This is a genomic window from Arthrobacter sp. Soil761 (genome assembly GCF_001428325.1).
Lineage (GTDB): Bacteria > Actinomycetota > Actinomycetes > Actinomycetales > Micrococcaceae > Arthrobacter.
On record NZ_LMSF01000028.1, the window covers coordinates 194,990 to 218,280 of the forward strand.

Below are 23,291 nucleotides of genomic sequence, written 5' to 3' on the forward strand. Positions count from 1 at the left end.
GCCATGAGCCGGAACCTCACCGCGGACCTTGCCGCTGACCTTCGCAACCGCATCGTCGACGGCGTGATCCAGCCGGGCGAGAAGCTGCCCAGCGAGAACACGCTCATCAACGACTTTGGCGTCAGCCGCACGGTCGTCCGTGCCGCCCTCACCCGGCTCCAGGCCGAAGGGCTTGTCGAAACCGAGCGGGGGCGGGGAAGCTTCGCCCTCACTCCCCCCACCGACGTGCCCCCGGCAGTGCCGGGTGGCCGCCCGGTGGCCACCACGGAGGACCGGCTGCACCTGCTGGCATTCCGGATGGGAGTGGAGGCCGAAGCCGCCGCACTGGCGGCGCGGAACCGCACGGACCGCCAGTTGCGGGCCGTCAGCGCCGCACTGGAATCCTTCACCGAAAGCGCAGGCCACCCTGCCCACGCCATGAAGTCGGATTTCGAGTTCCACCGCGCTGTGGCGGCGGCATCCGGCAACCCCTATTACTCAGATTGCCTGGCGGCGCTGGGGCAAACCATGATCGCCATGCCGCGCACCCGCCTGATGACCGGCGTCGAACACTACGCCCGGGACCATTTCGACCAGGTGGTGCTGGAGCACCGATCCATCCGGGACGCCATCGCAGATGGTGACGAGGCTGGGGCCGCGGCAGCCATGCGCTGCCACCTGGCAAACTCACGACGCCGGTTCAAGGCGTCGGCGCGCCCGTCCAGTCAGGAGGACGCAGCCAGGACCGCCGGGTCCTAAGCCTGTTCGCGGATCCAGGCCCTCGAGGGCCGGATCTGCGAACAAGCCCCTGACGTTTCCAGACCCAGCCCGGTGTTAAATAGGTAAGGGCCCCAATCGTGTAATTGGGGCCCTTACCATTTGCGTGCGCGAGGGGGGATTTGAACCCCCACGCCCTTTCGGACACTGGCACCTGAAGCCAGCGCGTCTGCCGTTCCGCCACTCGCGCGCAACTTCTTCCACTCAGCCGGTCCGGTTTCCCGTTTTCGCGCCTCGTAAAAGCAGCGAGATCAAGCATAACGGACAGATGCCGCAAATTACCAATTGGCCGCCGGCACCCTTTCCCCATGCCCTTAAAGGCGGCATAACAGAGGGGCCTTACCGGCCGGAGACGGAGGGCCGGAGCCGCCGCCGGTTTGCGCGGGTTGGGACCGGACCAGTCACAGATCTGAACTTTTGCCGGCGCCCGGCCGTTGTGGATTAAGGTCATTCGCAGGGGTGCCCAGTAGTATCGGATGTAGGAGTGGCCGCTGCCGGCGGGCATGCCGCGCAGTGCCGGACCGCCCTGCAGGTGCTGGTCAGCAACAACTACTGCCCCGGAACCGGGGGGAAAGGAGAAGAACCATGGGTCTGCTGGACAAGGTTGAACGTGGCATTGAAAAGGCCGTCCGCGGTGTCTTCTCCACCGGTTCCAAGGCCCAGGTCGAACCTGTGGAGATCGCCAGCAGGCTCCGCCGCGAGGTGGACCATAAAGCGATCACCATTGCGGCCGGACGTACGCTGGTGCCCAACGTCTTCGACGTCCAGCTCAGCGATGAGGACTTCGGACGCGCACAGGAGTGGGGCACGCCGCTGGCCGAAGAACTCTGCGACGTGGTCATCAACCACGTCCGGAGCCAGGGCTACACCCTCCAGGGGCCCGTCCGGATCTCCTTCCGCCGCGAAACGGCACTCCGCCCCGGTGATTTCGAAATTGCCTCCTCCACCGAAAAGTCCCAAGGCCCCGGCGGCGCCACGCCGCCCCGGCCGAACGTGCCGGCAGCTCCCAGCCGGCCGCCCGTGAGGCTGCAGCCTGTGCTGGACATCGAGGGCCAGCGTTATTCGCTGAACGCCCCGTCCATCGTCCTGGGCAGGTCGTCCGAGGCGGACATCCACATTGATGACACAGGCGTATCGCGGCGCCACCTGGAAATCCGAACGGCCAACGGCGCCACCAGCGCCGTGGACCTGGGATCCACCAACGGCAGCTACGTCAACGGGCAGAAGGTCTCCGGAAGCATCGAACTCACAGACGGCTCCACCATCACGATGGGACGGACAAAGATCATCTTCCGCCTGCTTCCTGCCAACCCGGGTGGCCACGCATGAGCGACCTGACCATCACCGCGCTGCGGTTCGGCTTCCTGCTGCTCCTCTGGGTACTCATCTTCAGCATCGTCTCCGCCATGCGCCGGGACCTCATGTTGGGCCGGAAGGCCGCATCCGGCGTGCCCACCGCCCGCCAGGTCCGCCGGAACCCGGAACTTGCCGAGACCCCGCAGCCCGTAAAGCAGCAGGCCCGGCAACTGGTGGTGGTCGAAGGCCCGCTCAAGGGCAGGACCCTGCCCCTGGCGGCCAGCCCCATCCTGCTGGGCCGCGCCCAGGAAGCCACCCTGGTGCTGGAAGACGACTACGCTTCCGGCCGCCACGCCCGGCTCTTCCCGCAGGGCAGCCGTTGGTTCATCGAAGACCTTGGCTCCACCAACGGAACCTACCTGGGAGACCAGCAACTGACCCGTGCCCTGCCCGTGGAGCCAGGGGTCCCCGTGAGAATCGGCAAGACGGTCATTGAATTGAGGCCGTGACCGTGGCCGAGGCTGAAAACCCCGCAACCGGCTCCAGCCCGGCGCAGCGGCCCCTCATCATGCGCTTCGCGGCGCGGTCCGACGTCGGCCGGATCCGTTCGAAGAATGACGATTCCGCCTACGCGGGCCGCCACCTCGCCGTCGTCGCCGACGGCATGGGCGGCCACGCGGGCGGTGACGTTGCCTCAGCCGCGACCGTCCTGGACATGATCCACCTGGACAGCCCCGACCACGGCGATGAGGCCGGGACGATCCTTGCCGACGAAATCCAGACCGCCAACTCACTGCTCTCCGAACTGGTGCACATCAACCCCAAGCTGGCCGGCATGGGCACCACCGTGACGGCCCTCCTGCTGGCAGACGGCAAACTGCACTTCGCGCACATCGGCGACTCCCGGGCCTACCGGCTCCGCGACGGCGAATTCAAACAGGTCAGCGTGGACCACACCTTCGTCCAGCGGCTCATCGACGAAGGCCGGCTCAGGCCTGAGGAAGCGGAAACGCACCCGCACAAGAATGTCCTCATGCGGGTCCTGGGCGACGTCGATGCCAGCCCCGAACTCGATCTGGACACCCTGGACGCCCGTCCCGGCGACCGGTGGCTGCTGTGCTCCGACGGGCTGAACTACGTCGCCGCGCACGCCGTGGAGCGGACGGTCCGGGAAACCCACAACCTGCACGAATGCGCTGACACCCTCGTTGAACTGACTCTTGAGGCCGGTTCGCCGGATAACGTCACCGTGGTCATGGTGGACATCGTGGAGGAAACGCCCGACGACGTCAGCACGGCCGCCGTCGAAATCGTTCCGCCGGTGCAGGGCGGCAGGTCCGCTGCCGCGGCAGCTGGCGGGCAAGGCGCCACCGCCGCGTCCCCTGTTCCGGCCGGCGGGACGGAACCGGCCAAGTCCGGTTCAGCCACTGACGATGCCGGGCAGGAACGGGCGCCCGAAAAGAAGACCGCCGACGGCGGCACCAGGGATCCGGAGGCCGGCTCCTCCGAGGCCGGCAGTACAGATCCCCACCTGGGCGAACATCTTTCCGCTGAAGTCCTCCGCGAAGAACTTGCCTCCCGCCCGCATGAACTGGTGGGTGCTGCCGCTGCCGCCGCCGAATCGGGCTCCATCCCCACCGTGGCCGGACGTACCGTGGCACGACGGGCAGCCACGCTCCTCACCCATAAGGCAGAACCGGCCGTCGATCCCGAGGACACTTTGCCGACGCTGCGTCCGCGCCGCTGGGTGGCCTGGTCCGTTGCAGCCGCCGTGCTGGTTGTCGTTGCCGTCGGCCTGTGGCTGGGGTACGCCTGGACCCAGACCCGCTACTACGTCGGCGAATTCGATTCCCGGGTGGCCATCTACAACGGGGTCTCCCAACGGTTGGGACCCATCCAGCTGTCCTCCCTTGAGGCTGTGACGGATATCCGCATGGACTCGCTCCCGCCGTTCTCGCAGCAACGGGTCCGCCAGACCGTCCCCGCCAATGACCTCTATGACGCGCAGCGGATCGTCAAGAACCTGGAGCTCACGGGATCAACCTCCCCCGAGGAGGAGTGCCCCAGGCCATCTGCCTCCGCCACTGCGCCTGCCCCGTCGGCAAGCACAGGCACGTCGGCAAGTGCAGCACCGCCCGCCAGCGCAGCCGCTCCGCCGCCCGCACCGGATGCCGCCGCGCCCGCACCCTCCGCGGCTTCTCCGTCCCCCACTCCGACTATCACCTGCGAGGCGGCCAAATGAGCCAGGTAAGCACTTTGCCCAAGCCCCGCCGCAACGTTGAACTTGCCCTCCTGCTCCTGGCCCTTGCCGTTGGCATCGGCGCCAACATGATGGTGGGCGTGGACCAGGAGAAGGCCTTCGATTCCGACTTCTGGTTCCAGTCCAGCCTGCTGGCAGCGGCAGCCCTGGCCTTCCACGGTGTCCTGCGCTTCCGCGCAAAGTATGCTGATCCGGTAATACTTCCGATTGTCGTCGCCCTTAACGGCTTGGGTCTTGCGATGATCCACCGCCTGGATGCTCCGGGCGAGGACACGGGAAACAACCAGCTCCGGTGGACCCTCATCGCCATGGCGGTGGCCATTGCCGTCGTGTTCTTCCTGAAGGACCACCGCATCCTGCGCCGGTTCACCTTCATTTCCCTGGCTGCGTCCGCCCTGCTGCTGATCCTGCCCCTGGTCCCGGGAATCAGCGCCGGCGAAATCCTCGGCGCACGGGTGTGGATCAGGTTTGGCCCCATGACGTTCCAGCCGGGCGAAGTAGCCAAGATTACGCTCGCCATATTCTTCGCCGGGTATCTTTCCTCCAACCGTGACCTCATCCTGCTGGCAGGCCGCAAGATCGGCCCCCTGCAGTTTCCCCGGTTCAAGGACATGGGCCCCATGATCACCGCGTGGCTGGTCAGCATCGGTGTCCTGATCTTCCAGCGGGACCTTGGTTCCTCCCTGCTCTTCTTCGGGCTGTTCATCGTCATGATCTACGTGGCAACCAGCCGCATCAGCTGGGTCGTGATTGGACTGGCGCTGATCCTCGGCGGCGGTTTCGTGGCCGCCCAGGTGTTCTCCCACGTCCAGCAGCGCGTCTACGGCTGGCTCAACGCCTTCTCCCCCGATGTCTACGAGAACGGCAGCCGGCAGGTCATCGAGGGCCTGTTCGGCATGGCCAACGGCGGCCTGGTGGGCACCGGCCTTGGCCAGGGCCGCCCGGACCTGGTCCCGTTCGCCAACAGCGACATGATCATCGCCTCCCTGGGCGAGGAACTGGGCCTCATCGGCCTGTTCGCCGTCGTCCTGCTGTACCTGCTGCTGATCACCCGCGGATTCCGCGCCGCCCTGGGCACACGGGACGCGTTCGGAAAGCTGCTCGCCTGCGGCCTTTCCTTCGCGGTGGCGCTTCAGTGCTTCGTGGTCATCGGCGGGGTCACCCGGCTCATTCCACTGACCGGGCTTACCACGCCGTTCCTGGCGGCCGGCGGTTCGTCCCTTCTGGCCAACTGGATCATTGTGGGACTGCTCCTGATGATCTCGCATGCGGCCCGCGGGCCGGTGGACACTACACCGTTGCCGCCGGCCGGGACGGCAGCGGCAACAGGCATTGACACTCCAACCGAGGCGGTGAAGCAGGCATGAACCAGGCAATCCGGCATTCATGGGTAGCCGCAGTGGCCATGTTTGCACTGCTGTTCGGGGCCATCAGCTACGTGCAGGTGGTAGGCGCCGACGACCTCAAGACCAACCCCCTGAACCAGCGTGCCATCCTGCAGAACTACTGCAACGACCGCGGCGCCATCATCGTTGGGGGCACCCCCGTTGCCGAGTCGGTGGAAACCGGTTCGGAGACCTGCAAGTTCCAGCGCACCTACCCGCAGCCGGAACTGTATGCGGGAATCACCGGCTACTTCTCGAAGAACTATGGCGCCACCGGCCTGGAACAGGCCATGGGCGCCGAACTGGCGGGGAACTCGGACCAGCTCTTCCTTGACCGGGTGGGCCAGCTCTTCCTGGGCAACCAGCCCAAGGGCGCGTCCGTGGAACTCACCATCGACCCCCAGATCCAGAAGCTTGCCTACAGCCTGATCCCGGACGGACAGCGCGGCTCGATTGTGGTGACCAACCCCAAGACCGGCGCCATCCTGGCCATGGTGTCCAAGCCGTCCTACAACCCCAACGTGGTGGCCACCCAGGACGCTGCCGCGGAGCGCGCCGGCATGAACGAGCTGGTCAAGGTTCCGGGCATCAACCTGAACCAGAACGTCAGCGGCCCCACCGGCGAGCTGCTCGCACCGGGATCGGTCTTCAAGCTCGTGGACACCGCGGCGGCGCTTGCCTCCGGCAAGTACAACAAGGACAGTGTCCTCCCCAACCCGGCGGAGATGCCCTTTGACGGCATCCAGTACAAACTGCCCAACTACGCGGGCGGCAACTGTTACACCAGGGACACCGCCAGCTTCGCCTTCGCGCTGCAGCAGTCCTGCAATACCCCCTTCGCCAGCATTGCCCTGGATCTTGGCCGCGACGCCATCGCCGACCAGGCCAAGAAGTTCGGCTTCGGCGAGGACGTCGGCGGCCAGCTGAAGCTGGGCCACGCGCTGGGCAATGGTTTCCCCGGAAACCTGGACGCACCCGGCCTTGCCCAGTCGGCAATCGGACAGAAGGATGTCCGCGCCACGCCGCTGCAGATCAACATGATGACCTCCGCCATCGCCAACGGCGGCAAGCAGATGCAGCCTAACCTCATCAAGACCCTGCGCTCCCCGGACCTTCGTGTCATCGACGAACCGCAGCCGCAGCAACTGCGCACCTCCACCACCCCGCAGATCGCCAGCCAGATCACCGAGTGGATGGCAAGCGCAGTCAGCGAGGGCATTGCCAAGGGCGCAGCGGTCCCCGGCGTCCAGGTGGCCGGCAAGACAGGAACCGCAGAGCTCGGGAACGGAACCAATAACTCCTGGTTCACCGGCTTCGCGCCCGCAAACAATCCGCAGGTGAGTGTCACGATCGTCATGGAGGGCGTGAACATCACCACCGGCGCACAGCTGACCAGTCCTAACGCGAAGAAGATTTTTGAGGCGGTGTTGAATAAGTGAGGCCTACAACCGGAATCACCCTCGGCGGCAGATTCCAGCTGACCACGCGGATTGCGATCGGCGGCATGGGGGAAGTCTGGAAAGCCAAAGACCTCGTCCTGGGCCGCATCGTCGCCATCAAGGTGCTGAAGGAGGAGTACACGGGGGACCCCGGATTCCTCCAGCGCTTCCGTGCGGAGGCCCGCCACACTGCCCTGCTGAACCACGTGGGAATCGCCAACGTCTTTGACTACGGCGAAGAAGAAGGCTCGGCCTACCTGGTCATGGAACTGGTCCCGGGCCAGCCCCTGAGCAGCATCATCGAGCACGAACAAGTGCTGTCGCCGGACCGCACGCTGTCCATCATTGCGCAGACCGCCCGCGCCCTGGCCGTCGCCCACGCCCAGGGCCTGGTCCACCGCGACGTCAAGCCCGGCAACCTCCTGATCACCCCGGACGGACGGGTCAAAGTCACGGACTTCGGCATCGCCCGCCTCGCCGACCAGGTGCCCCTCACGCAGACCGGCCAGGTCATGGGAACGGCGCAGTACCTGGCACCCGAGCAGGCGACCGGCCAAACCGCCACGGGATCCTCGGACATCTACTCGCTCGGCGTTATCGGCTACGAGTGCCTCAGCGGGCACCGTCCTTTCTCCGGCGAATCGCAGATCGCCATTGCCCTGGCCCAGGTGAACGACGCTCCGCCGCCTCTTTCGGAGACCTTGCCGGCCCCGGTCCGGGCCCTCCTGATGTCAATGCTGGCCAAGGACCCCAAGGACCGTCCCGCCAACGCCATCAAGCTGGCCGAGGCTGCGGAGGCCATCCGCAACGGCGACATCAGCGCAGCACGCGCCGCCGTTCCCGGCATGCTTCTTTTCGACGCCGACACAGGGCCCATCACGGCCCCCGTTGACACTGCCACTGCCCCCACCGGAGTCATTGGCGCCCAGCATGACTCCACTCCGGCTGCCACATCAGCCCTTCCAGTGCTGGGTGCCGGCGCGGCGGGCGCCGCGGCCGGGCTGGCTGCGGGCGCCGCGGGCGCTTCCGCCGACGGGGATGTTCCCAAGGGGCCACTGGCCCGGGCCGATGCGCTGGCTGCCGAGCGGAACTGGGACCAGGAGGAGGAAACGTACGACGACGGTCCCTCCGATGAGCCCCGGCGCAAGGGACGCAGTCCATGGACCTGGCCCCTGGTCGCCCTGATCCTGCTGCTCCTGTTTGCGCTGGTGGGTTTCCTGCTGAACCAAATGGGACTCTTCTCGCCCTCCGGCAACCCGACATCCGGCATCACCACCAGCAGCGCGCCGCCGTCGTCGGCAACGCCCACGCGGACCACTGCGTCAGCCACGCCGACGCAGACGCGCAGCACACCGACGCCGACGCCTACTTCCGAGCCCACCCAGGACACGGTCAACGTGATCCCGGCCGCCTACCTCGGCAAGGACTACCGCCAGGTCCAGACTGCCCTTGCCAACCTGGGACTCCAGGTGACGGTCCTGCCGCAGGAGAGCCGGACGGCCGCCCCCGGCACCGTCCTGGAGCTCAATCCGACCGGCGTGGTGCCCAAGGGTTCGCTGATTACCGTCATCTACGCGACCGCTCCATCACCCGCGCCCACGACGGCGGCACCCACGCCTGCTCCCACCACCTCCTCACCCGTGGCGGGCCCCACGCCCCTCTCGCCCCTGCCAACCTGTGCGGCCGGCCAGACGCCCGGAACGCCTGCGACCTGCACGCCGTAAACGTCGGGACCACCAGTGAATGAGTCACCACGCACACCGTTGCACCGGGAGGACAGCCTGCCGGTGGACAACCGGCGTGTCCTGAGCGGCCGCTACGAACTGGGCAGCCTCATTGGCCGGGGCGGCATGGCGGATGTCTACCGGGGAACCGACACCCGCCTGGGCAGGACTGTTGCCATCAAACTGCTCAGGCCGGATATGGCCCGCGACCCGCAGTTCCAGGCACGGTTCAAGCGTGAGGCACAGGCGGTGGCGGCCCTGAACCACCCCTCGATCGTGGCCATCTTCGATACCGGTGAACACCTGGTCCACGACGGCACCGGCGAGGACGTCCGCGTGCCCTACATCGTGATGGAGTACGTCGAGGGAAAGACCCTGCGCGATCTGATCCGCGCCCATGAGGTCAGCATCGACCAGGCCATCGAGTACTGCCTGGGGGTCCTGGGCGCCCTGGAATACAGCCACAAGGCCGGAATCGTGCACCGGGACATCAAACCCGCCAATGTGATGTATTGCCCGGGCAGCAATTCCGTCAAGGTGATGGACTTCGGCATTGCCCGCGCGATTGCCGATTCCTCCGCCACCATGACCCAGACCCAGGCAGTGGTGGGAACAGCGCAATACCTGTCACCGGAACAGGCCCGGGGCGAAACCGTCGACGCCCGCAGTGACCTTTATTCCGCCGCATGCCTGCTCTACGAAATGCTGACCTCGCGCCCTCCGTTCGTCGGGGACAGCCCGGTGTCCGTGGCTTACCAGCACGTGCGGGAAATTCCGGAGCCCGCCAGCAGCCTGAATCCGGATGTGTCACCGGCCCTGGACACCGTACTGGCCAAGGCCCTGCAAAAGAACCGGGCCGACAGGTTCCAGGATGCCGCAGCCTTCCGGCGCGCCCTGAGGGCTGCAAAGGCGGGGGTCCCTGTCCCTGCCGTGCCTGTGTCCGAGGCGCCCACCGATCCCAACGACCACGTTCCCGAAGCGTCCCCGCCAACGGAGGCGTTCGCCGCATCGGGGACCAACTTCCTTGATGACGCGCCCACCGGCCGCCTGGCAGCCACCTCCCTCCATGACGACGGAGCAGCAGGTCCGCTGGAACTTGCGGATGAGCAGGAGATGGACGGGTACAGGCCGGACGGATACAGGGCAGACCATTACGGGTCGGCTGCGCCGCTCCCGCTTGGCTTCCCTCCGGAACGTGAGCGGACCACCGGGCAAAAGTCCCGCCGTCGTGCGTGGATCGCCACCCTGGTGATTTTCACCCTGCTGGTACTGGCAGGCGGTGGCCTGTGGCTCTACCAAACGGTCAACCGACCAGCCCCCGCTGCACCCAAAGTGTCAATCCCCTCGGTGTCGTCCATGACGGAGACCGCGGCGCTTCAGGCACTGTACAACGCCGGCCTGCGCCCCAGGATCGCGCGGGCGGTGAATGACACCGTGCCCAAGGGAACCGCCATTGGGACTGATCCCGCGGCGGGCGGGTCACTTGAGCCGGGGGCGGAGGTCATCCTCAACATCTCCGAGGGCCCCAGTTCGGTTAAGGTCCCGGACAGCATCCCGGGCAAGACTGAGGCAGCCGCCCGGGATATCCTGCGGCAGGTGGGGCTGGTGGGCGCGCCGTCAACCAGCACGGCCAACAGCGCCACCGTTCCGGCAGGAATAGTGATCACCTCCAATCCGGCGCCCGGGCAAAGCGTTGGCGTCGGCACCAGCGTGGAACTCATCGTTTCCACGGGCAAGGTGGTTGTCCCCGAACTGCGCGGCCTGGCCCGTGATGAGGCCGAGGCGGCCCTGAAGGGGCTTGGCCTGGTGCCGTCGGTGATGGAGGCGGAGAATTCCCAGGTAGAGCCGGGCAAGGTGACGGACCAAAGCGACCCCGCCAACGCCGCCGTCGACCAGGGAAAGACCATCGGCATCGTTGTGGCCAAGGCCCCGCCCCCACCGGCTCCGACCGAAACGGCGACGCCGACGCCCACTCCCACTCCCACGCCGAAGCCCACCAGGAAGGGCTGACGTCCTCCCTGGACCTGTTTTCGGTTGGTGGAGGGCGCCGGCCTAGTGCTGGATGAGGGGGCTCAGTTTCGCCGCCCGCGCGGCTGCGCCTTTCATGCCCAGGGACTCCAGCCAGTTGCCGAGCATCTGGTAGCCGCCTTCGGTAAGGACCGATTCGGGATGGAACTGCACACCGCAGAGCGGCGCGGTCCGGTGCTGCAGCCCCATGACCACGCCGGATGCGGTCTGCGCGGTGACTTCCAGGACGTCAGGAATGGACTCCCGGACCGCGGCCAGGGAATGGTAGCGGGTGGCCGTGATGGGGGAGGGGAGCCCGGCGAAAACGCTGGTGCCGATGTGCTCCACCTGGGACGTCTTGCCGTGCATGAGTTCCGGGGCGTGCGTCACCTTGCCGCCGAAGGCCTCGGCCAGTGACTGGTGGCCCAGGCATACGCCGAACATGGGGACGCTGTTTTCGCCACACCACTTGATCAGCTCGATGCAGATGCCCGCTTCAGCAGGATTACCCGGACCCGGGGAGATGAGGACGCCGTCGCGGGTGCTGGCAAGCTCAATCGCCTCCGCCAGCGTCACGTCGTCATTCCGGACAACTGTGGTCTCGGCGCCCAGCTCCTGGAGGTAGCCCACCAGGGTGTAGACAAAGCTGTCGTAGTTATCCACTACAAGGATCTTGGTTGTGGTCATGGCTGGTCTGTGGAACCAATCGTCGAGTCGGTGAATTGGGTGAAATGGGACATCCAGGGAAACAGGAACTGGACCATCAATACCAGGGCAATGAAGATCAGAACCAGCGAGATGAAGATCCGGACCCAGAGCGGTCCGGGCAGGTGGCGGAAAATCCAGGCGTACACAGTCAGTTCCTTCCGGTGGCTGCCGCAACCTGCGCCGCGATTTCGGCCGGCGGGCCCGCTGCAGCCGGACGCCAGCTGTCCAGGAGGGCGTAGGCGATGATGCGTTCTTCCGCCCCGAAGCGGGGGTTGCAGCTGGTCATGGTGAGGTAGCTTTCGGTGGGCGTGGCGCCGGGCTGGGTGGGTACCGGTTCCAGGACGTCCGTGCGCGAAGGCATCACAATCTGGTTGTTCCGGAAGACGTAGACGTAATAACCGTCCTTGGTCTGGACGTAGATCTTGTCGCCGGGCACCAAGGTGTGGATGTTATCCAGCACTGCACCGTGCGTCTGACGGTGCCCAGCCACCGCAAAGTTGCCTACCGCACCGGGCATGGCCGTGTTGCCGTAGTGCCCAAGGCCCAGGGTGTCCAGGACATCCTGGCTGGTCCCCTCGACAATGGGGCGGGTGTAGCCGGGGCCGAACCGGGGGATGTACATGATGCCGATCGTTCCCGCGTGGCCGGGGGCGGTACCCACCACGGGCTTGCCAAAATCCTCACCGGCGGCGGGTGCCGCGGCGGGCGCAGTTGGTGCGGGAGCGGGGGCGGCAGTGCCCAGGTCCTGGGCGAATTCCTTGATGACCTGGCTCTGCCTGGCATCGGACTCGACGTTGGTCCACCACAGCTGCCATGCCACAAAGAGAAGGAGGATGACGCCGGCGGTTATCAACAGCTCGCCCAGAAGCTGGATGGTGCCGCGCAGCAGGGCACGACGGGGGGCGGGCGCAGTGGCGGGCCCCGCCTTCTCCTGCAATACCACGCGTTCTCCTCCGGGCGTTTACCCTGGGCACCGGCTGCCCATCAACTGCGGCTAGAATTGGCTGCTAGTAAGAATCCAGATTTGACCAAGATCGCGCAGACCGCTGGAAATTTCCTTCTTGCAGGATACCAAGCCCGGGGCGCCGGTCTTGCCCAGCCCGCCAAGGAGAGCCAGTGCCCGAGTCAAAGCCTCGCAAGAAGACCGCCAGCACCGCCCAGCCGGCTTCCCCCCAGGCTTACAAGCCCAATCCCGTCTGGTTCAAGCCGGTCATGTTTGGACTCATGATTATTGGCCTCTTCTGGATCATCACGTTCTACATCAGCGAGGGACGCTTCCCTGTGCAGGCCTGGCAGTCGTGGAACATCGTTGCCGGCTTTGGCATTGCCATCGTCGGCTTCCTGATGACTACCCGCTGGCGCTCCTGAGCGGCGTCCCGCGACTGTTCCGGGGAGGACTGCCGTGGCTCCCGAATCCGCCGGCGTAGTTATCGGCGAGGATGGCCTCGCGCGGCCGGCGTGGGCCGCGACGGACCCGCTCATGCGGAACTACTACGACCAGGAATGGGGCATGCCCGTCACCGACGAGCAGGGCCTGTATGAACGCATCTGCCTGGAGGGCTTCCAGGCCGGGCTTTCATGGGCCACCATCCTGCGCAAACGCCCCGCGTTCCGCGCCGCCTTTGCCGGCTTCGATCCGGAGGCTGTGGCCCTGTTCAGCAACGCGGACGTGGAGCGGCTGTTGCAGGATCCGGGCATCATCAGAAACAGGCTGAAGATCCTTGCCACGGTTAAGAACGCACAGGCCACCCTGGAGCTTCGGAACGACGGCGGCCTGGTGGACTTTGTCTGGGGCTTCCGGCCGGACAGCACCCCGGAGCCCCGGGTTGCCGCGGAGATTCCCACCCAGTCTGCAGAGTCCATTGCCTTGTCCAAGGCACTTAGGAAGCGCGGCTTTTCCTTCGTGGGACCCACCACCATGTTCGCCCTGATGGAGGCGGTGGGAATCGTGGACACCCACCTCCTGGCGAGCCATCGGCGGGGATCTTCCGGCGTCTGGCAGGTGTGAGGCCGGTCGGGGCAGAACCGGTCCGTGGCATACCGTTATCCCCAACTGTTGGGAAAGTTATCCACAGTGTGGAAAAGCCTCCCTGGCAGCTCCAGATGTGGCAGCCGGCCCCCGGGGCCGTGCTGATAAGGCTAAGTCTGCCGGGCGGATGCGGTTATTAACAGTGTGGAATACCTGTGGATAATCCCTACGTGCCCGGTGGATACCCGCGGGGTCCGGGGGTCCGGGAGGCTACAGGCGGTCCCGCTTGACGGGATGGTGGCTGGTAATGGAAACCCGGTTGAACGCGTTCATCGTCACCGCAACCCAGCTCACGGCCGAAAATTCCTCTGCCGTGAGGCATTCGCGGGCGGCCGCCTCCGCATGCTCCTGCGTCCGCTGGTCCGGGAGTTCAGTGATGCTCTCCACCAACGCCAGGGCCGCCCGCTCCTTGCCGGTGAACAAGGCCGTGTCACGCCACGCGGGCAATACTGCCAGCCGCTGCGGGGTTTCCCCTGCCTCGCCCGCCTTTCGCACGTGAAGGTCCAGGCAGTAGGCGCATCCGTTGATCTGGGAGATCCGGACGTTGAGGAGTTCCAGCAGGCCGCGCCCGATTCCAGCCTCCTCTGCTGCTTCCTGCACCCTGAGGCCCAGGCCGCTGATTGACTTCCAGAGAGCGGGGTGCTGTTTGTCCAGGTATAGATGCTCGGTGACGCTCACGGGGGTCCTTGTCGATAGAACGGCTTGGCAGGCAACCATCATAGGCAGGACGCGGAGAGCCCGCCGGGGATGTTATCCACTTACCAACAGCGCAATACCCACAAGTTATCCACAACTGTGGGTAAGCCCGTGGAAATCCTCCCGCCGCCGGGCGCTGCGCCTACTCCCGCGGGTTTTCCAACGCGGAAACTACACCTCTGTCAGTTATTAACACTGTGTATAAGGGTGTCGATAACGCCCCTCCGGGGTGGTGCACTGGGCCAACATGACGCTGCCGGTGCGTAGTTGTCCACAAAATCCCGTGGAATCCCCTGCTTATCCACTTACACACAGCAATATCCCCACAGGTTATCCACAGATGTGGAGAAAGCGGCGCAGCCTTCCAGCCCATCCCCGGACGCAGGCCATAAACGGGAGGATGCGCATATGAACTACAGCTGTGTAAGTTACCAACATTGTGGATAAGCCCTGTGGAAAACAACTCTGCCCCCGACACCATTGGTGGCGGGGGCAGAGTGCCGTTGCGGTTTGGGCGGGATCCTAGAGAGTTACCCGCACCCAGCTCACAGCGATGAGCAGGGCCAGCACGGCCGCCAGCCCCAAGGCCTGGATGACACCCTGGCGGCGTCCGCGCGGAGTGTAGGCGAGGACGGCCGCACACAGTCCGCCCGTAATGAGGCCGCCAAGGTGGGCCTGCCAGGCGATGTGGGGGATCAGGAAGCCAATGACGCCGTTAATGGCAATCAGGACCCACAGCTGGCGGGTGTCGCCGCCGCGCTGCCGTTGAACCAACAGCATGGCGCCGAAAAGGCCGAAGATGGCTCCGGAAGCACCTACCAGCCCCACGAGCCCTTGGCCGGGCACCAACACGGGATTGAGCAGCAGGTAGCCGACTGAACCACCAACCGCTGAAATCAGGTACAGCGCCAGGAACCGGACGCGGCCCAGAACAGGTTCGAGGGCCTGGCCGAAAATCCAGAGCGTATACATGTTCAGGAGGATGTGCAGCAGCGAATCCGGGGAATGGAGGAAGGCTGATGTCAGCATCCGCCAAGGCTCGAAAGCACCGTACTGCGGGGCAACAAAAATGTTGTTATAGGCGAACTGCTTGTATACGAAGTCGCCCGGGATGAGCATCTGCAGTGCATAGACAACAACGCAGGCCGCGATGATGCCGAACGTCGCCAATGGCTTGCCGGTGGCAACGGCGCCGCCATAGACGGTCCGCACTTCCGGCGTCGAACGTCCTGTTTCGTTGACGCAGTCAACGCATTGGAATCCGACGGCGGCCGCCCGCTGGCAGTCAGGGCATGCCGGGCGCCCGCAGCGCTGGCAGCGCACGTAGGACGGCCGGTCCGGGTGCCGGGGACAGACCGGGACCTGGGCGGACGGCTCGGCCGACGGAATTCCGTAACTCATGCTGGGGTGTTACAGCTGATCGATGTCGATGCTGTTGATGGTGACGTCTTCAACCGGGCGGTCGCCCATGCCGGTGCGGACACCCTCAATGGCGTCGACGACCTTCCTGGATTCCTCGTCAGCCACTTCACCGAAGATGGTGTGCTTGCCCTGGAGCCAGTCAGTGGGAATGGTGGTGATGAAGAACTGTGAACCGTTGGTGCCCTTGCCCATCTGGATTCCCGCGTTGGCCATGGCGAGCTTGTAGGGCTGGTTGAAGCTCAGCTCCGGGTGGATTTCGTCGTCGAAGCGGTAGCCGGGGCCACCGGTTCCACGGCCCAGGGGGTCGCCCGCCTGGATCATGAAGTCCTTGATGATGCGGTGGAAGATGGTTCCGTTGTAGAGCGGGGTGCCGGTCTTGTCCTCGCCGGTTTCCGGGTGGGTCCATGCCTGTTCACCCGTGGCAAGGCCAACGAAGTTCTTGACAGTCTTGGGCGCGTGGTTGCCGAAGAGGTTAACCACGATGTCGCCGAGGCTGGTGTGGATGGTTGCTTTTGCAGTTGCGATGGCAGTCATAGGCCCCATTCTCCCATGTCGGTTATTTGCGGCCACGGCTGCGGGGGCAGTTCCGCGCTGGGTGAAATCCCCCTAAAATCCGCAGAGTGAATAGCCCGGGGTGATCTGGGCACGTAGGCTAGCGACAGAACCGTCACATTAATCGGGAGGTAGTTGTGAAGAAATCGGATCGTATTACCCGTGACCTTGAGCAGTCGGTCACCAGTGCGGTGGAAAATGCCAAGGATTGGGCGGCGCCGCGGGTGGAAGCTGCAGTGGACTGGGCTGTTCCCCGTCTCCAGCACGGCCTGGATACCGCTTCTCCCAAGATCCAGGAAGGCCTGAAGACGGCCGCGCACTCCCTGGCCGACGGTGTTGCCACCGTGACTCCCCGGATCCAGGACGGTCTGGCCCAGCTGGCCCCCAAGATCAATGACGTCGTCGAAGGCGCGTCACCCAGGCTGCACGAGGCTTTGGACAAAGCCACGCCCGTTGTCCTGAATGCGCGCGACCGGGTGGTGGTGGAATACCTGCCCAAGCTTTCGGACCAGATCGGCGTGGCATCCGGTGCAGTCCACCGCACCCTGGAAAACACTCCGGCACGGGTGGATGCCGTCGCACAGAAGCTGGGCGATGTGGGAATCATCCACGCCCTCCAGGAACAGGCCCAGGCAACCGGTGCACAGCTGAAGGCAGCCGCAGCAGGTGCCGGCCGTGCCGCTGAACTCCAGCTGGCCCAGCCCGAAAAGCCCAAGAAGCGCGGCTGGCTGGTCTTCGGAGTTGTTGCTGCTGCCGTTGCCGCCGGTGTCGCCGCGTGGAAGGCATCCAAGCCTGTGGAGGACCCCTGGAAGACTCCTTCACCGGTCACGCCGACTCCTGCCCCGGTGCCCGCCACCACTGTCAGTGATGTCAAGGAAAGCACGGCAAACGCTGCCGGCGGCGCTGCCTCTGCTGCCGGATCTGCCTCAGCCGCCGCAGCGGAGAAGGCAGGTGAGGCAGCGGACACGGCCACTGAAAAGTCCGCAGACGCCGCTGACAAGGCCAAGCACGTGGCCGCCGACACCGCGGAGGCTGCCAAGAGCACAGCCGATGACGCAAAGCCGGCCACGGAGACTGACAAGGGCAGCAGCCAGGCCTAGTTTTCCCGCAACGCACCAAGGGGCTCCGTTTCACCGCGGGGCCCCTTTTGCGTACCAGAGCCATTCCTCCCGCCGATTTTGCTGACTGCCCTCCACAGACTCCCGAGCCGCCGCAGAAGCGCGGCCACCGCATAAGGCAGGCGGTGGCCCGGGTGCTAGATTTGTAGTGATGCCAGCCAATCGACCCTCTGGGGATGCCTTGAACGACGCAGCCGAACAGCTCCGCGTGTCCATCGTCATCCCGGCATACAACGAGGAAAGCGTGATCAGGCAGTGCCTCATCGCTGCCATCTACCAGTCCGTTCCCGCCCACGAGATCATCGTGGTGGACAACCTCTCCAAAGACCGCACTGCCGACATTGTCCGCCAGATGCAGCTTGAGTACCCGGAAAGTCCCATCATCCTGCTGAGCCAGGACCGGGAGCAGGGACTGATCCCCACCCGGAACTTCGGTCTGGACAGCGCCACCGGGGACATCCTGGGTCGCATTGACGCGGACTCCATCGTGGAGCCGGACTGGGTTGAGCAGGTCCAGAAGGCTTTCGCTGACTGGTCCGTCCAGGCTGCCACGGGCCCTGTGGTGTACTACGACATGCCGATGCGCCGCTTTGGGCTCAAGGCCGACGATAAAATGCGCCAGCTGATGCTCAAGCTGGCCAAGCACCAGTACCATTTCCTGTTCGGCTCCAATATGGCCCTGCGGGCCAGTGCCTGGGAGACCATCCGCTCCGAGACCTGCCGCGACGAAAAGGACGAAATGCACGAGGACATCGATTTGTCCCTGCACCTGGCCGATCATGAGCTTCCGGTACGGTACTGGCCACAAATGGTGTCCGGGATGTCGGCACGCCGGCTGGAGGATTCCCCGCGCGACTACCGCTACTACGTCACCCGTTTTGACCGGACCTATAAAGCCCACAATGTCAGGAAGATGGCGTTGAAGGCCCCCATGGTGGTCTTCTTCTCGGTATATTTCCCGGCCAAGCTCCTCCGGGCCATCCACACGGTCAACACAGCCCAGCCCGTGCGCCGCGGCGGGCAGTAGCTCAGTCCGTCCCTAACTCCGCGAGCCGGTCCGGCGGCGGGGCCGTTCCGCGCCGCGTTGCCATTGCGGCCCTCTGGCCCAGGACCACGACGGCCAGTCCAGCCAGGATCAGGCCGAGTCCGGCGTACGTGCCGGCCGGCAGGGTCTCGTGCAGGAATACGGCAGCCAGCAGCGCTGCCCCGGGGATCTCCAGGAGGATGATCATGGAGACGATGAGCGGGCTCATGGTGGCCAGCAGGTGGTTGAATGCGGTGTGGCCCACCAGCTGCGCACAGACGGTGATGGCTGCGATTCCCAGCCAGCCTGCGGGCTCGAACCCGGCCAGGGGTTGGCCGGCGAACAGCGCCAGTCCTGCCACGAGGGCGGCGCACATCCCGTAGCAAAGCGTGGTGTAGGTTCCGGTGGTCATGCTTTGCCGCGCCTTGCCCCCGGCCAGGGTGTAGAGGCCTGCCAGTGCCCCACCGGCCACCGCCAGCAGGTCTCCCGTGAGTGCCTGCGGTGAGGTTCCGAGGTCGAAGCCGGTGATGGCAACGACCCCGCCGAAGGCGATGCCCAGACCGGCCAGGACCTGCCAGCGGTGCCGGGTGCCGCGGAAGAGCTGGAAGACCGCAATCCAGGCCGACTGCAGGCAGACCAGGGCTGTTGCGGCGGCTACGGAGGTGAGCTGCAGGGAAGTAATGAAGCAGGCAAAGTGCAGTGCGAGGGCGACCGCGGCCAGGGACGACCAGCCGAACTCGCGGCGGGAAATCCTGCCGAACTGGCGGGGCTCCCGGACCAGGGTGGGCGTGGCCATGACGGCCGCTCCGATGGCGTTCCGCCAAAAGGCAATGGCCAGGGCGCTGACGCTGGTTGCGCCAAGTGTGGCCGCTATCAGGGGGCCCGATGAGGCGACGCCGAGAACGCCGAGGGCCGCGATGATCAGATTCACGGCAACCCCCTGAAGCTCGTCCCTGACAGAGATGGAAAGCGAAAAGTCCCGGCCAGCGTTTCCGCTGACCGGGACTTCCTTATGGTGGAGGCACGGGGACTCGAACCCCGAACCCCCTGCTTGCAAAGCAGGTGCGCTACCAATTGCGCCATGCCCCCATAAGAAGCAACCCGTCAATCATACCCTAGAACCGTGGAGCCCCTGACAGGCTCCCGGTGCGGGCTCCCGGGCTAGTCCACCGTATCGGTTGACTTGCTCCAGACTGTTTTCCGGGCTTCGGATTCCTGTGCTTTCCGGTAGACCAGGATGCCTGCGATTGCCGCTGCCAGTACAAGCAACTTCTTCACATGCTCCCCGTTCCAGCCAGGTAATGGATGAATCCATCCCTGACCCTTGTTTGAAACCTGCACAGGTTCCGTGGGCGTACCAGGACTTGAACCTGGGACCTCTTCGTTATCAGCGAAGCGCTCTAACCGCCTGAGCTATACGCCCCGATCCCTCATCGGGCCGAGACATGACTTTACAGCACACCCCGGCCCGATCTCAAATCGGGCCTTTCCGCCGGTTTTGGGCCGGCGGAAATGGCTTCCTAGTCGTCGGTGAGGGTAACGCCAATGCCGCCCACCAGGGTGGCAGAAATGTTGTAGAGGACAGCTGACAGCATGGACAGCGCCGTCAACAGGACGACGTTGACCACGGCAATGATGGTGGCGAACGAGGCGACCTGTCCCAGTGAGGCCACCTTCTTCAGTTCGAAGCCGCCGCTTTCAGAACCTGCGAGCGTACCGAGCAGGCTGTCCACCTGGTCGAAGATCCCGGTCAGGTCCAGGACAGTCCAGAGGACAATGGCGGCCACCACGGTAACGATTCCCAGGGCCACGGAGAGCAGGAACGCCATCTTCAGGACGGACCACGGGTCCACCTTGCTGATCAGAAGACGGGCCCGGCGGACCTTGGCCTTCGGCGCCGGCTTGACCAGGCCGGGCGTCCCCTGGCCCGGGGCCCCTTGGGCGGGACGCTGCCCCGCCGGTGCCGGGCGCTGCCCCTGAGGGCCCTGGAAGGGGCGCTGGCCGGGCTGCGCGGGACGGTCTCCCTGCTGCGGCCGCTGGCCCGGGACAGCAGGTCGCTGGCCGGGAGCGCCGGCAGGGGCTGCCGGCCGCTGCTGCGGACGTACGGGGGCGTTCACGCGGGGAGCCCCTGCAGGCCGGTTCCCGTCGGGAACAGTACTGTTCGGCTTGGGAAATGAGTCGGAATTACTCACTCGTTACCTCCGTGTTGTCTTCGTTCGGCTCAGCGTCGCCCGAGGCGTCCTCTGACTCAACGGCCGGTGATTCTTCTACCACTGCTGGCTCGGCGGATTCCCCAGCGGTCCCGCCATCTTCAGCCAACGTTACGTCATCCCCCGAGGATTCCTCGTCCTCAAGACCGCGTTCGCTGTTGCGTGCCACCTCAATGATCCGGTCGTTCTTGTCCGGCTTGGCGAAGATGACGCCCATGGTGTCACGGCCCTTGGCCGGGACACCGGCAACGGAGGAGCGGACAACCTTGCCGCCCTCCATGACCACCAGGACTTCATCCTCCTCCTGGACAATGAGCGCCCCCACGAGGTGCCCGCGCTCTTCCTGGTACTTGCCCACCTTGATGCCCAGGCCGCCGCGGCCCTGGAGGCGGTATTCCTCCACGGCCGTACGCTTGGCGTAGCCGCCCTCAGTTACGACGAACACGAATGAGCCGTCGGTGACCACGTCGGCAGCCAGGAGTTCATCGTCCTCACGGAACTTCATGCCGGTCACACCCGAGGTGGCACGTCCCATGGGGCGCAGCGCGTCGTCCGTAGCGGTGAAGCGGATGGACTGGCCCTTGCGGGACACCAGGAAGAGGTCGTCGGTTTCCGACACAAGCTGGGCGGAGACCAGTTCATCGCCGTCGCGCAGGTTGATGGCGATTACGCCTGCGGAACGGTTGGTGTCATAGTCCTCCAGCCTGGTCTTCTTCACCAGGCCCCTCTTGGTGGCCAGGACCAGGTACGGCGCCTGCTGGTAGTCCTTCAGGTCAAGGACCTGGGCAATGTGCTCATCCGGCTGGAATGCCAGCAGGTTGGCCACGTGCTGGCCCTTGGCATCCCGGCCCGCTTCCATCAACTCGTACGCCTTGGCACGGTAGACCCGGCCCAGGTTGGTGAAGAACAACAGCCAGTGGTGGGTGGTGGTCACGAAGAAGTGTTCCACTACATCGTCACCCCGAAGCTGGGCACCCTTGATACCCTTGCCACCGCGCTGCTGCGACCGGTAGTTGTCGCTGCGGGTGCGCTTGACGTAGCCGCCGCGGGTGATGGTGACCACCATCTCCTCTTCGGGGATGAGGTCCTCCATGGACATGTCGCCATCAAAGCCCATCAGGATCTTGGTCCGGCGGTCGTCACCGTGCTTGTCAACGATTTCGCCCAGTTCGACGCTGATGATCTCGCGCTGGCGCTGCTCGGAGCCCAGGATCGCGTTGTACTCCTCGATCAGGGCTTCAAGTTCGGCGTGCCGGTCCTGGATCTTTTGGCGTTCCAGGGCGGCCAGGCGCCGCAGCTGCATGTCCAGGATGGCCCGGGCCTGCAGCTCGTCGATATCCAGCAGTTCCATCAATCCGTCGCGTGCGGCTTCGGTGGTGTTGGAGGCACGGATCAGGGCAATGACCTCGTCCAGCATGTCCAGTGCCTTAAGGAGGGCACGGAGGATGTGGGCTTCCTCTTCCGCCTTGCGCAGGCGGTAACGGGTACGGCGCGCAATGACGTCCATCTGGTGGGTTACCCAGTGCCGGATGAACGCATCGAGGCTGAGTGTCCGCGGAACGCCGTCCACGATGGCGAGCATGTTGGCGGAGAAGTTGCTCTGCAGCTCTGTGTGTTTGTAAAGGTTGTTGAGCACCACCTTGGGCACTGCATCGCGCTTGAGGACGATCACCAGGCGCTGGCCGGTGCGGCCGGAGGTTTCGTCCCGGAGGTCGGCGATGCCTGAGATCTTGCCGTCCTTGACCAGTTCGGCGATCTTGATGGCCAGGTTGTCAGGGTTGGCCTGGTACGGGAGCTCCGTGACCACCAGGCAGGTGCGGCCCTGCAGTTCCTCAACCGCAACCACTGCGCGCATGGTGACCGAACCGCGGCCGGTCCGGTAGGCGTCCTCGATGCCCTTGTGGCCCAGGATGGTGGCGCCGGTTGGGAAGTCGGGGCCCTTGACCCGCACCAGCAGTTCCTCGAGCAGTTCTTCCCGGGTGGCGCCGGGGTTGGCCAGGTACCACTGCACGCCGTCGGCAACTTCCCGGAGGTTGTGCGGCGGGATGTTGGTGGCCATGCCAACGGCAATGCCCGAGGAGCCATTCACCAGCAGGTTGGGGAACCTTGCCGGCAGGATGGTGGGTTCCTGGTTCTTGCCGTCGTAGTTGTCCTGGAAGTCGACGGTTTCCTCGTCGATATCCCGGACCATTTCCATGGCGAGCGGTGCCATCTTGGTTTCGGTGTACCGGGGTGCCGCTGCGCCGTCGTTGCCGGGCGAACCGAAGTTGCCCTGGCCAAGGGCCAGCGGGTAGCGCATGGTCCAGTCCTGGATGAGGCGGACCAGGGCGTCGTAGATGGCGGTGTCGCCATGCGGGTGGTACTGGCCCATGACCTCGCCCACCACGCGGGCGCACTTGTTGAAGGACCGGTCGGGGCGGTAGCCGCCGTCGAACATCGCGTACAGGACTCGGCGGTGCACGGGCTTGAGGCCGTCACGGACGTCCGGAAGGGCACGGCCCACGATGACGGCCATGGCGTAGTCCAGGTAGGAACGCTGCATTTCGGTCTGCAGGTCCACCTGTTCCACACGGTCGATCAGCACGTCGCCTTCAAGAACGGTGTCCGGAGTCCCGGTCTCGGGGGCGGGAATCTCGGGGGTTTCGTCGCTCATTCTTTATTTTCC

General features: G+C 65.2%; 22 protein-coding genes and 3 tRNA genes. 12 read left to right on the forward strand and 13 right to left on the reverse strand.

The window, feature by feature from the left end:
* Window positions 1-3 precede the first annotated feature (3 nt).
* Complete coding sequence (locus ASG79_RS15450) at window positions 4-738, forward strand: FadR/GntR family transcriptional regulator (protein ID WP_056392305.1); 735 nt, start codon at window positions 4-6, stop codon at window positions 736-738.
* A 125-nt stretch (window positions 739-863) separates the two neighbouring features.
* Here ASG79_RS15450 and ASG79_RS15455 read toward each other — a convergent pair.
* Window positions 864-946: transfer RNA gene (locus tag ASG79_RS15455), tRNA-Leu, on the reverse strand.
* Between the two features lie 395 nt (window positions 947-1,341).
* On the opposite strand from ASG79_RS15455, the gene ASG79_RS15460 reads away from it, so the two are divergent.
* Genes ASG79_RS15460 through pknB form a run of 7 tightly spaced genes read left to right on the forward strand, consistent with a single transcriptional unit; the run spans window position 1,342 to window position 10,870 of the window.
* Window positions 1,342-2,085, forward strand: a complete 744-nt coding sequence (locus ASG79_RS15460; protein ID WP_056392307.1) for an FhaA domain-containing protein — start codon at window positions 1,342-1,344, stop codon at window positions 2,083-2,085.
* On the forward strand, window positions 2,082-2,561 hold the full coding sequence (locus ASG79_RS15465; protein ID WP_018769901.1) for an FHA domain-containing protein FhaB: 480 nt from the start codon (window positions 2,082-2,084) through the stop codon (window positions 2,559-2,561). Before ASG79_RS15460 ends, ASG79_RS15465 begins: the two co-directional genes overlap by 4 nt.
* A gap of 2 nt (window positions 2,562-2,563) precedes the next feature.
* Window positions 2,564-4,294 carry a PP2C family protein-serine/threonine phosphatase gene (locus ASG79_RS15470; RefSeq protein ID WP_056392523.1) on the forward strand — a complete coding sequence of 577 codons (1,731 nt, stop codon included), beginning with the start codon at window positions 2,564-2,566 and terminating at the stop codon, window positions 4,292-4,294.
* Window positions 4,291-5,679 carry an FtsW/RodA/SpoVE family cell cycle protein gene (locus ASG79_RS15475; RefSeq protein ID WP_056392309.1) on the forward strand — a complete coding sequence of 463 codons (1,389 nt, stop codon included), beginning with the start codon at window positions 4,291-4,293 and terminating at the stop codon, window positions 5,677-5,679. Before ASG79_RS15470 ends, ASG79_RS15475 begins: the two co-directional genes overlap by 4 nt.
* Window positions 5,676-7,136 (forward strand): peptidoglycan D,D-transpeptidase FtsI family protein, encoded by a 1,461-nt coding sequence (locus ASG79_RS15480; protein ID WP_056392311.1) that lies wholly within the window; start codon window positions 5,676-5,678, stop codon window positions 7,134-7,136. Before ASG79_RS15475 ends, ASG79_RS15480 begins: the two co-directional genes overlap by 4 nt.
* A complete protein-coding gene (locus tag ASG79_RS15485; protein WP_056392312.1) occupies window positions 7,133-8,860 on the forward strand; it encodes a protein kinase domain-containing protein in 1,728 nt (575 codons plus the stop codon). Before ASG79_RS15480 ends, ASG79_RS15485 begins: the two co-directional genes overlap by 4 nt.
* 15 nt (window positions 8,861-8,875) lie before the next feature.
* Window positions 8,876-10,870: a Stk1 family PASTA domain-containing Ser/Thr kinase gene (gene pknB / locus ASG79_RS15490; RefSeq protein WP_056392314.1), complete on the forward strand. Its 1,995-nt coding sequence runs from the start codon at window positions 8,876-8,878 to the stop codon at window positions 10,868-10,870.
* Window positions 10,871-10,912: 42 nt separating this feature from the next.
* Here the strand turns inward: pknB and ASG79_RS15495 are convergent, their stop codons facing one another.
* Genes ASG79_RS15495 through ASG79_RS15500 form a run of 3 tightly spaced genes read right to left on the reverse strand, consistent with a single transcriptional unit; the run spans window position 10,913 to window position 12,518 of the window.
* A complete protein-coding gene (locus tag ASG79_RS15495; protein ID WP_056392317.1) occupies window positions 10,913-11,554 on the reverse strand; it encodes an aminodeoxychorismate/anthranilate synthase component II in 642 nt (213 codons plus the stop codon).
* Window positions 11,551-11,721 (reverse strand): hypothetical protein, encoded by a 171-nt coding sequence (locus tag ASG79_RS23885; RefSeq protein ID WP_186447823.1) that lies wholly within the window; start codon window positions 11,719-11,721, stop codon window positions 11,551-11,553. Before ASG79_RS23885 ends, ASG79_RS15495 begins: the two co-directional genes overlap by 4 nt.
* Before the next feature lie 2 nt (window positions 11,722-11,723).
* Window positions 11,724-12,518: a class E sortase gene (locus ASG79_RS15500; protein WP_056392318.1), complete on the reverse strand. Its 795-nt coding sequence runs from the start codon at window positions 12,516-12,518 to the stop codon at window positions 11,724-11,726.
* Between the two features lie 173 nt (window positions 12,519-12,691).
* Between ASG79_RS15500 and ASG79_RS15505 the strand changes: the two genes are divergently transcribed.
* Window positions 12,692-12,943, forward strand: coding sequence for a cell division protein CrgA (locus ASG79_RS15505; protein ID WP_018769892.1), 252 nt, complete (start codon window positions 12,692-12,694; stop codon window positions 12,941-12,943).
* A gap of 34 nt (window positions 12,944-12,977) precedes the next feature.
* Complete coding sequence (locus ASG79_RS15510; protein ID WP_018769891.1) at window positions 12,978-13,583, forward strand: DNA-3-methyladenine glycosylase I; 606 nt, start codon at window positions 12,978-12,980, stop codon at window positions 13,581-13,583.
* Window positions 13,584-13,814: 231 nt separating this feature from the next.
* Here the strand turns inward: ASG79_RS15510 and ASG79_RS15515 are convergent, their stop codons facing one another.
* The 3 genes from ASG79_RS15515 to ASG79_RS15525 form a co-directional block, all read right to left on the reverse strand.
* A complete protein-coding gene (locus tag ASG79_RS15515; protein ID WP_018769890.1) occupies window positions 13,815-14,282 on the reverse strand; it encodes a carboxymuconolactone decarboxylase family protein in 468 nt (155 codons plus the stop codon).
* A gap of 540 nt (window positions 14,283-14,822) precedes the next feature.
* A complete protein-coding gene (locus tag ASG79_RS15520; protein WP_026265864.1) occupies window positions 14,823-15,701 on the reverse strand; it encodes a rhomboid family intramembrane serine protease in 879 nt (292 codons plus the stop codon).
* A 9-nt stretch (window positions 15,702-15,710) separates the two neighbouring features.
* Entirely contained in the window at window positions 15,711-16,256 is a 546-nt protein-coding gene (locus tag ASG79_RS15525) for a peptidylprolyl isomerase (RefSeq protein ID WP_056392320.1), read from the reverse strand.
* 155 nt (window positions 16,257-16,411) lie between these two features.
* On the opposite strand from ASG79_RS15525, the gene ASG79_RS15530 reads away from it, so the two are divergent.
* Entirely contained in the window at window positions 16,412-17,374 is a 963-nt protein-coding gene (locus tag ASG79_RS15530; RefSeq protein ID WP_056392323.1) for a hypothetical protein, read from the forward strand.
* A 169-nt stretch (window positions 17,375-17,543) separates the two neighbouring features.
* Entirely contained in the window at window positions 17,544-18,419 is an 876-nt protein-coding gene (locus ASG79_RS15535) for a glycosyltransferase (protein ID WP_026265863.1), read from the forward strand.
* Between the two features lies 1 nt (window position 18,420).
* Here ASG79_RS15535 and ASG79_RS15540 read toward each other — a convergent pair whose 3' ends face one another.
* The 6 genes from ASG79_RS15540 to gyrA form a co-directional block, all read right to left on the reverse strand.
* Window positions 18,421-19,347 carry a DMT family transporter gene (locus ASG79_RS15540; protein ID WP_056392525.1) on the reverse strand — a complete coding sequence of 309 codons (927 nt, stop codon included), beginning with the start codon at window positions 19,345-19,347 and terminating at the stop codon, window positions 18,421-18,423.
* Between the two features lie 82 nt (window positions 19,348-19,429).
* A tRNA-Ala gene (locus ASG79_RS15545) sits at window positions 19,430-19,505 on the reverse strand.
* A 72-nt stretch (window positions 19,506-19,577) separates the two neighbouring features.
* On the reverse strand, window positions 19,578-19,694 hold the full coding sequence (locus tag ASG79_RS24165) for a DLW-39 family protein (protein ID WP_018769884.1): 117 nt from the start codon (window positions 19,692-19,694) through the stop codon (window positions 19,578-19,580).
* A gap of 71 nt (window positions 19,695-19,765) precedes the next feature.
* A tRNA-Ile gene (locus ASG79_RS15550) sits at window positions 19,766-19,839 on the reverse strand.
* 97 nt (window positions 19,840-19,936) lie between these two features.
* On the reverse strand, window positions 19,937-20,608 hold the full coding sequence (locus ASG79_RS15555; RefSeq protein WP_026265862.1) for a DUF3566 domain-containing protein: 672 nt from the start codon (window positions 20,606-20,608) through the stop codon (window positions 19,937-19,939).
* The gene (gene gyrA, locus ASG79_RS15560) at window positions 20,601-23,279 is read right to left on the reverse strand and encodes a DNA gyrase subunit A (RefSeq protein ID WP_056392325.1); all 2,679 of its coding nucleotides are present in this window, start codon (window positions 23,277-23,279) and stop codon (window positions 20,601-20,603) included. Before gyrA ends, ASG79_RS15555 begins: the two co-directional genes overlap by 8 nt.
* Window positions 23,280-23,291: the final 12 nt, after the last annotated feature.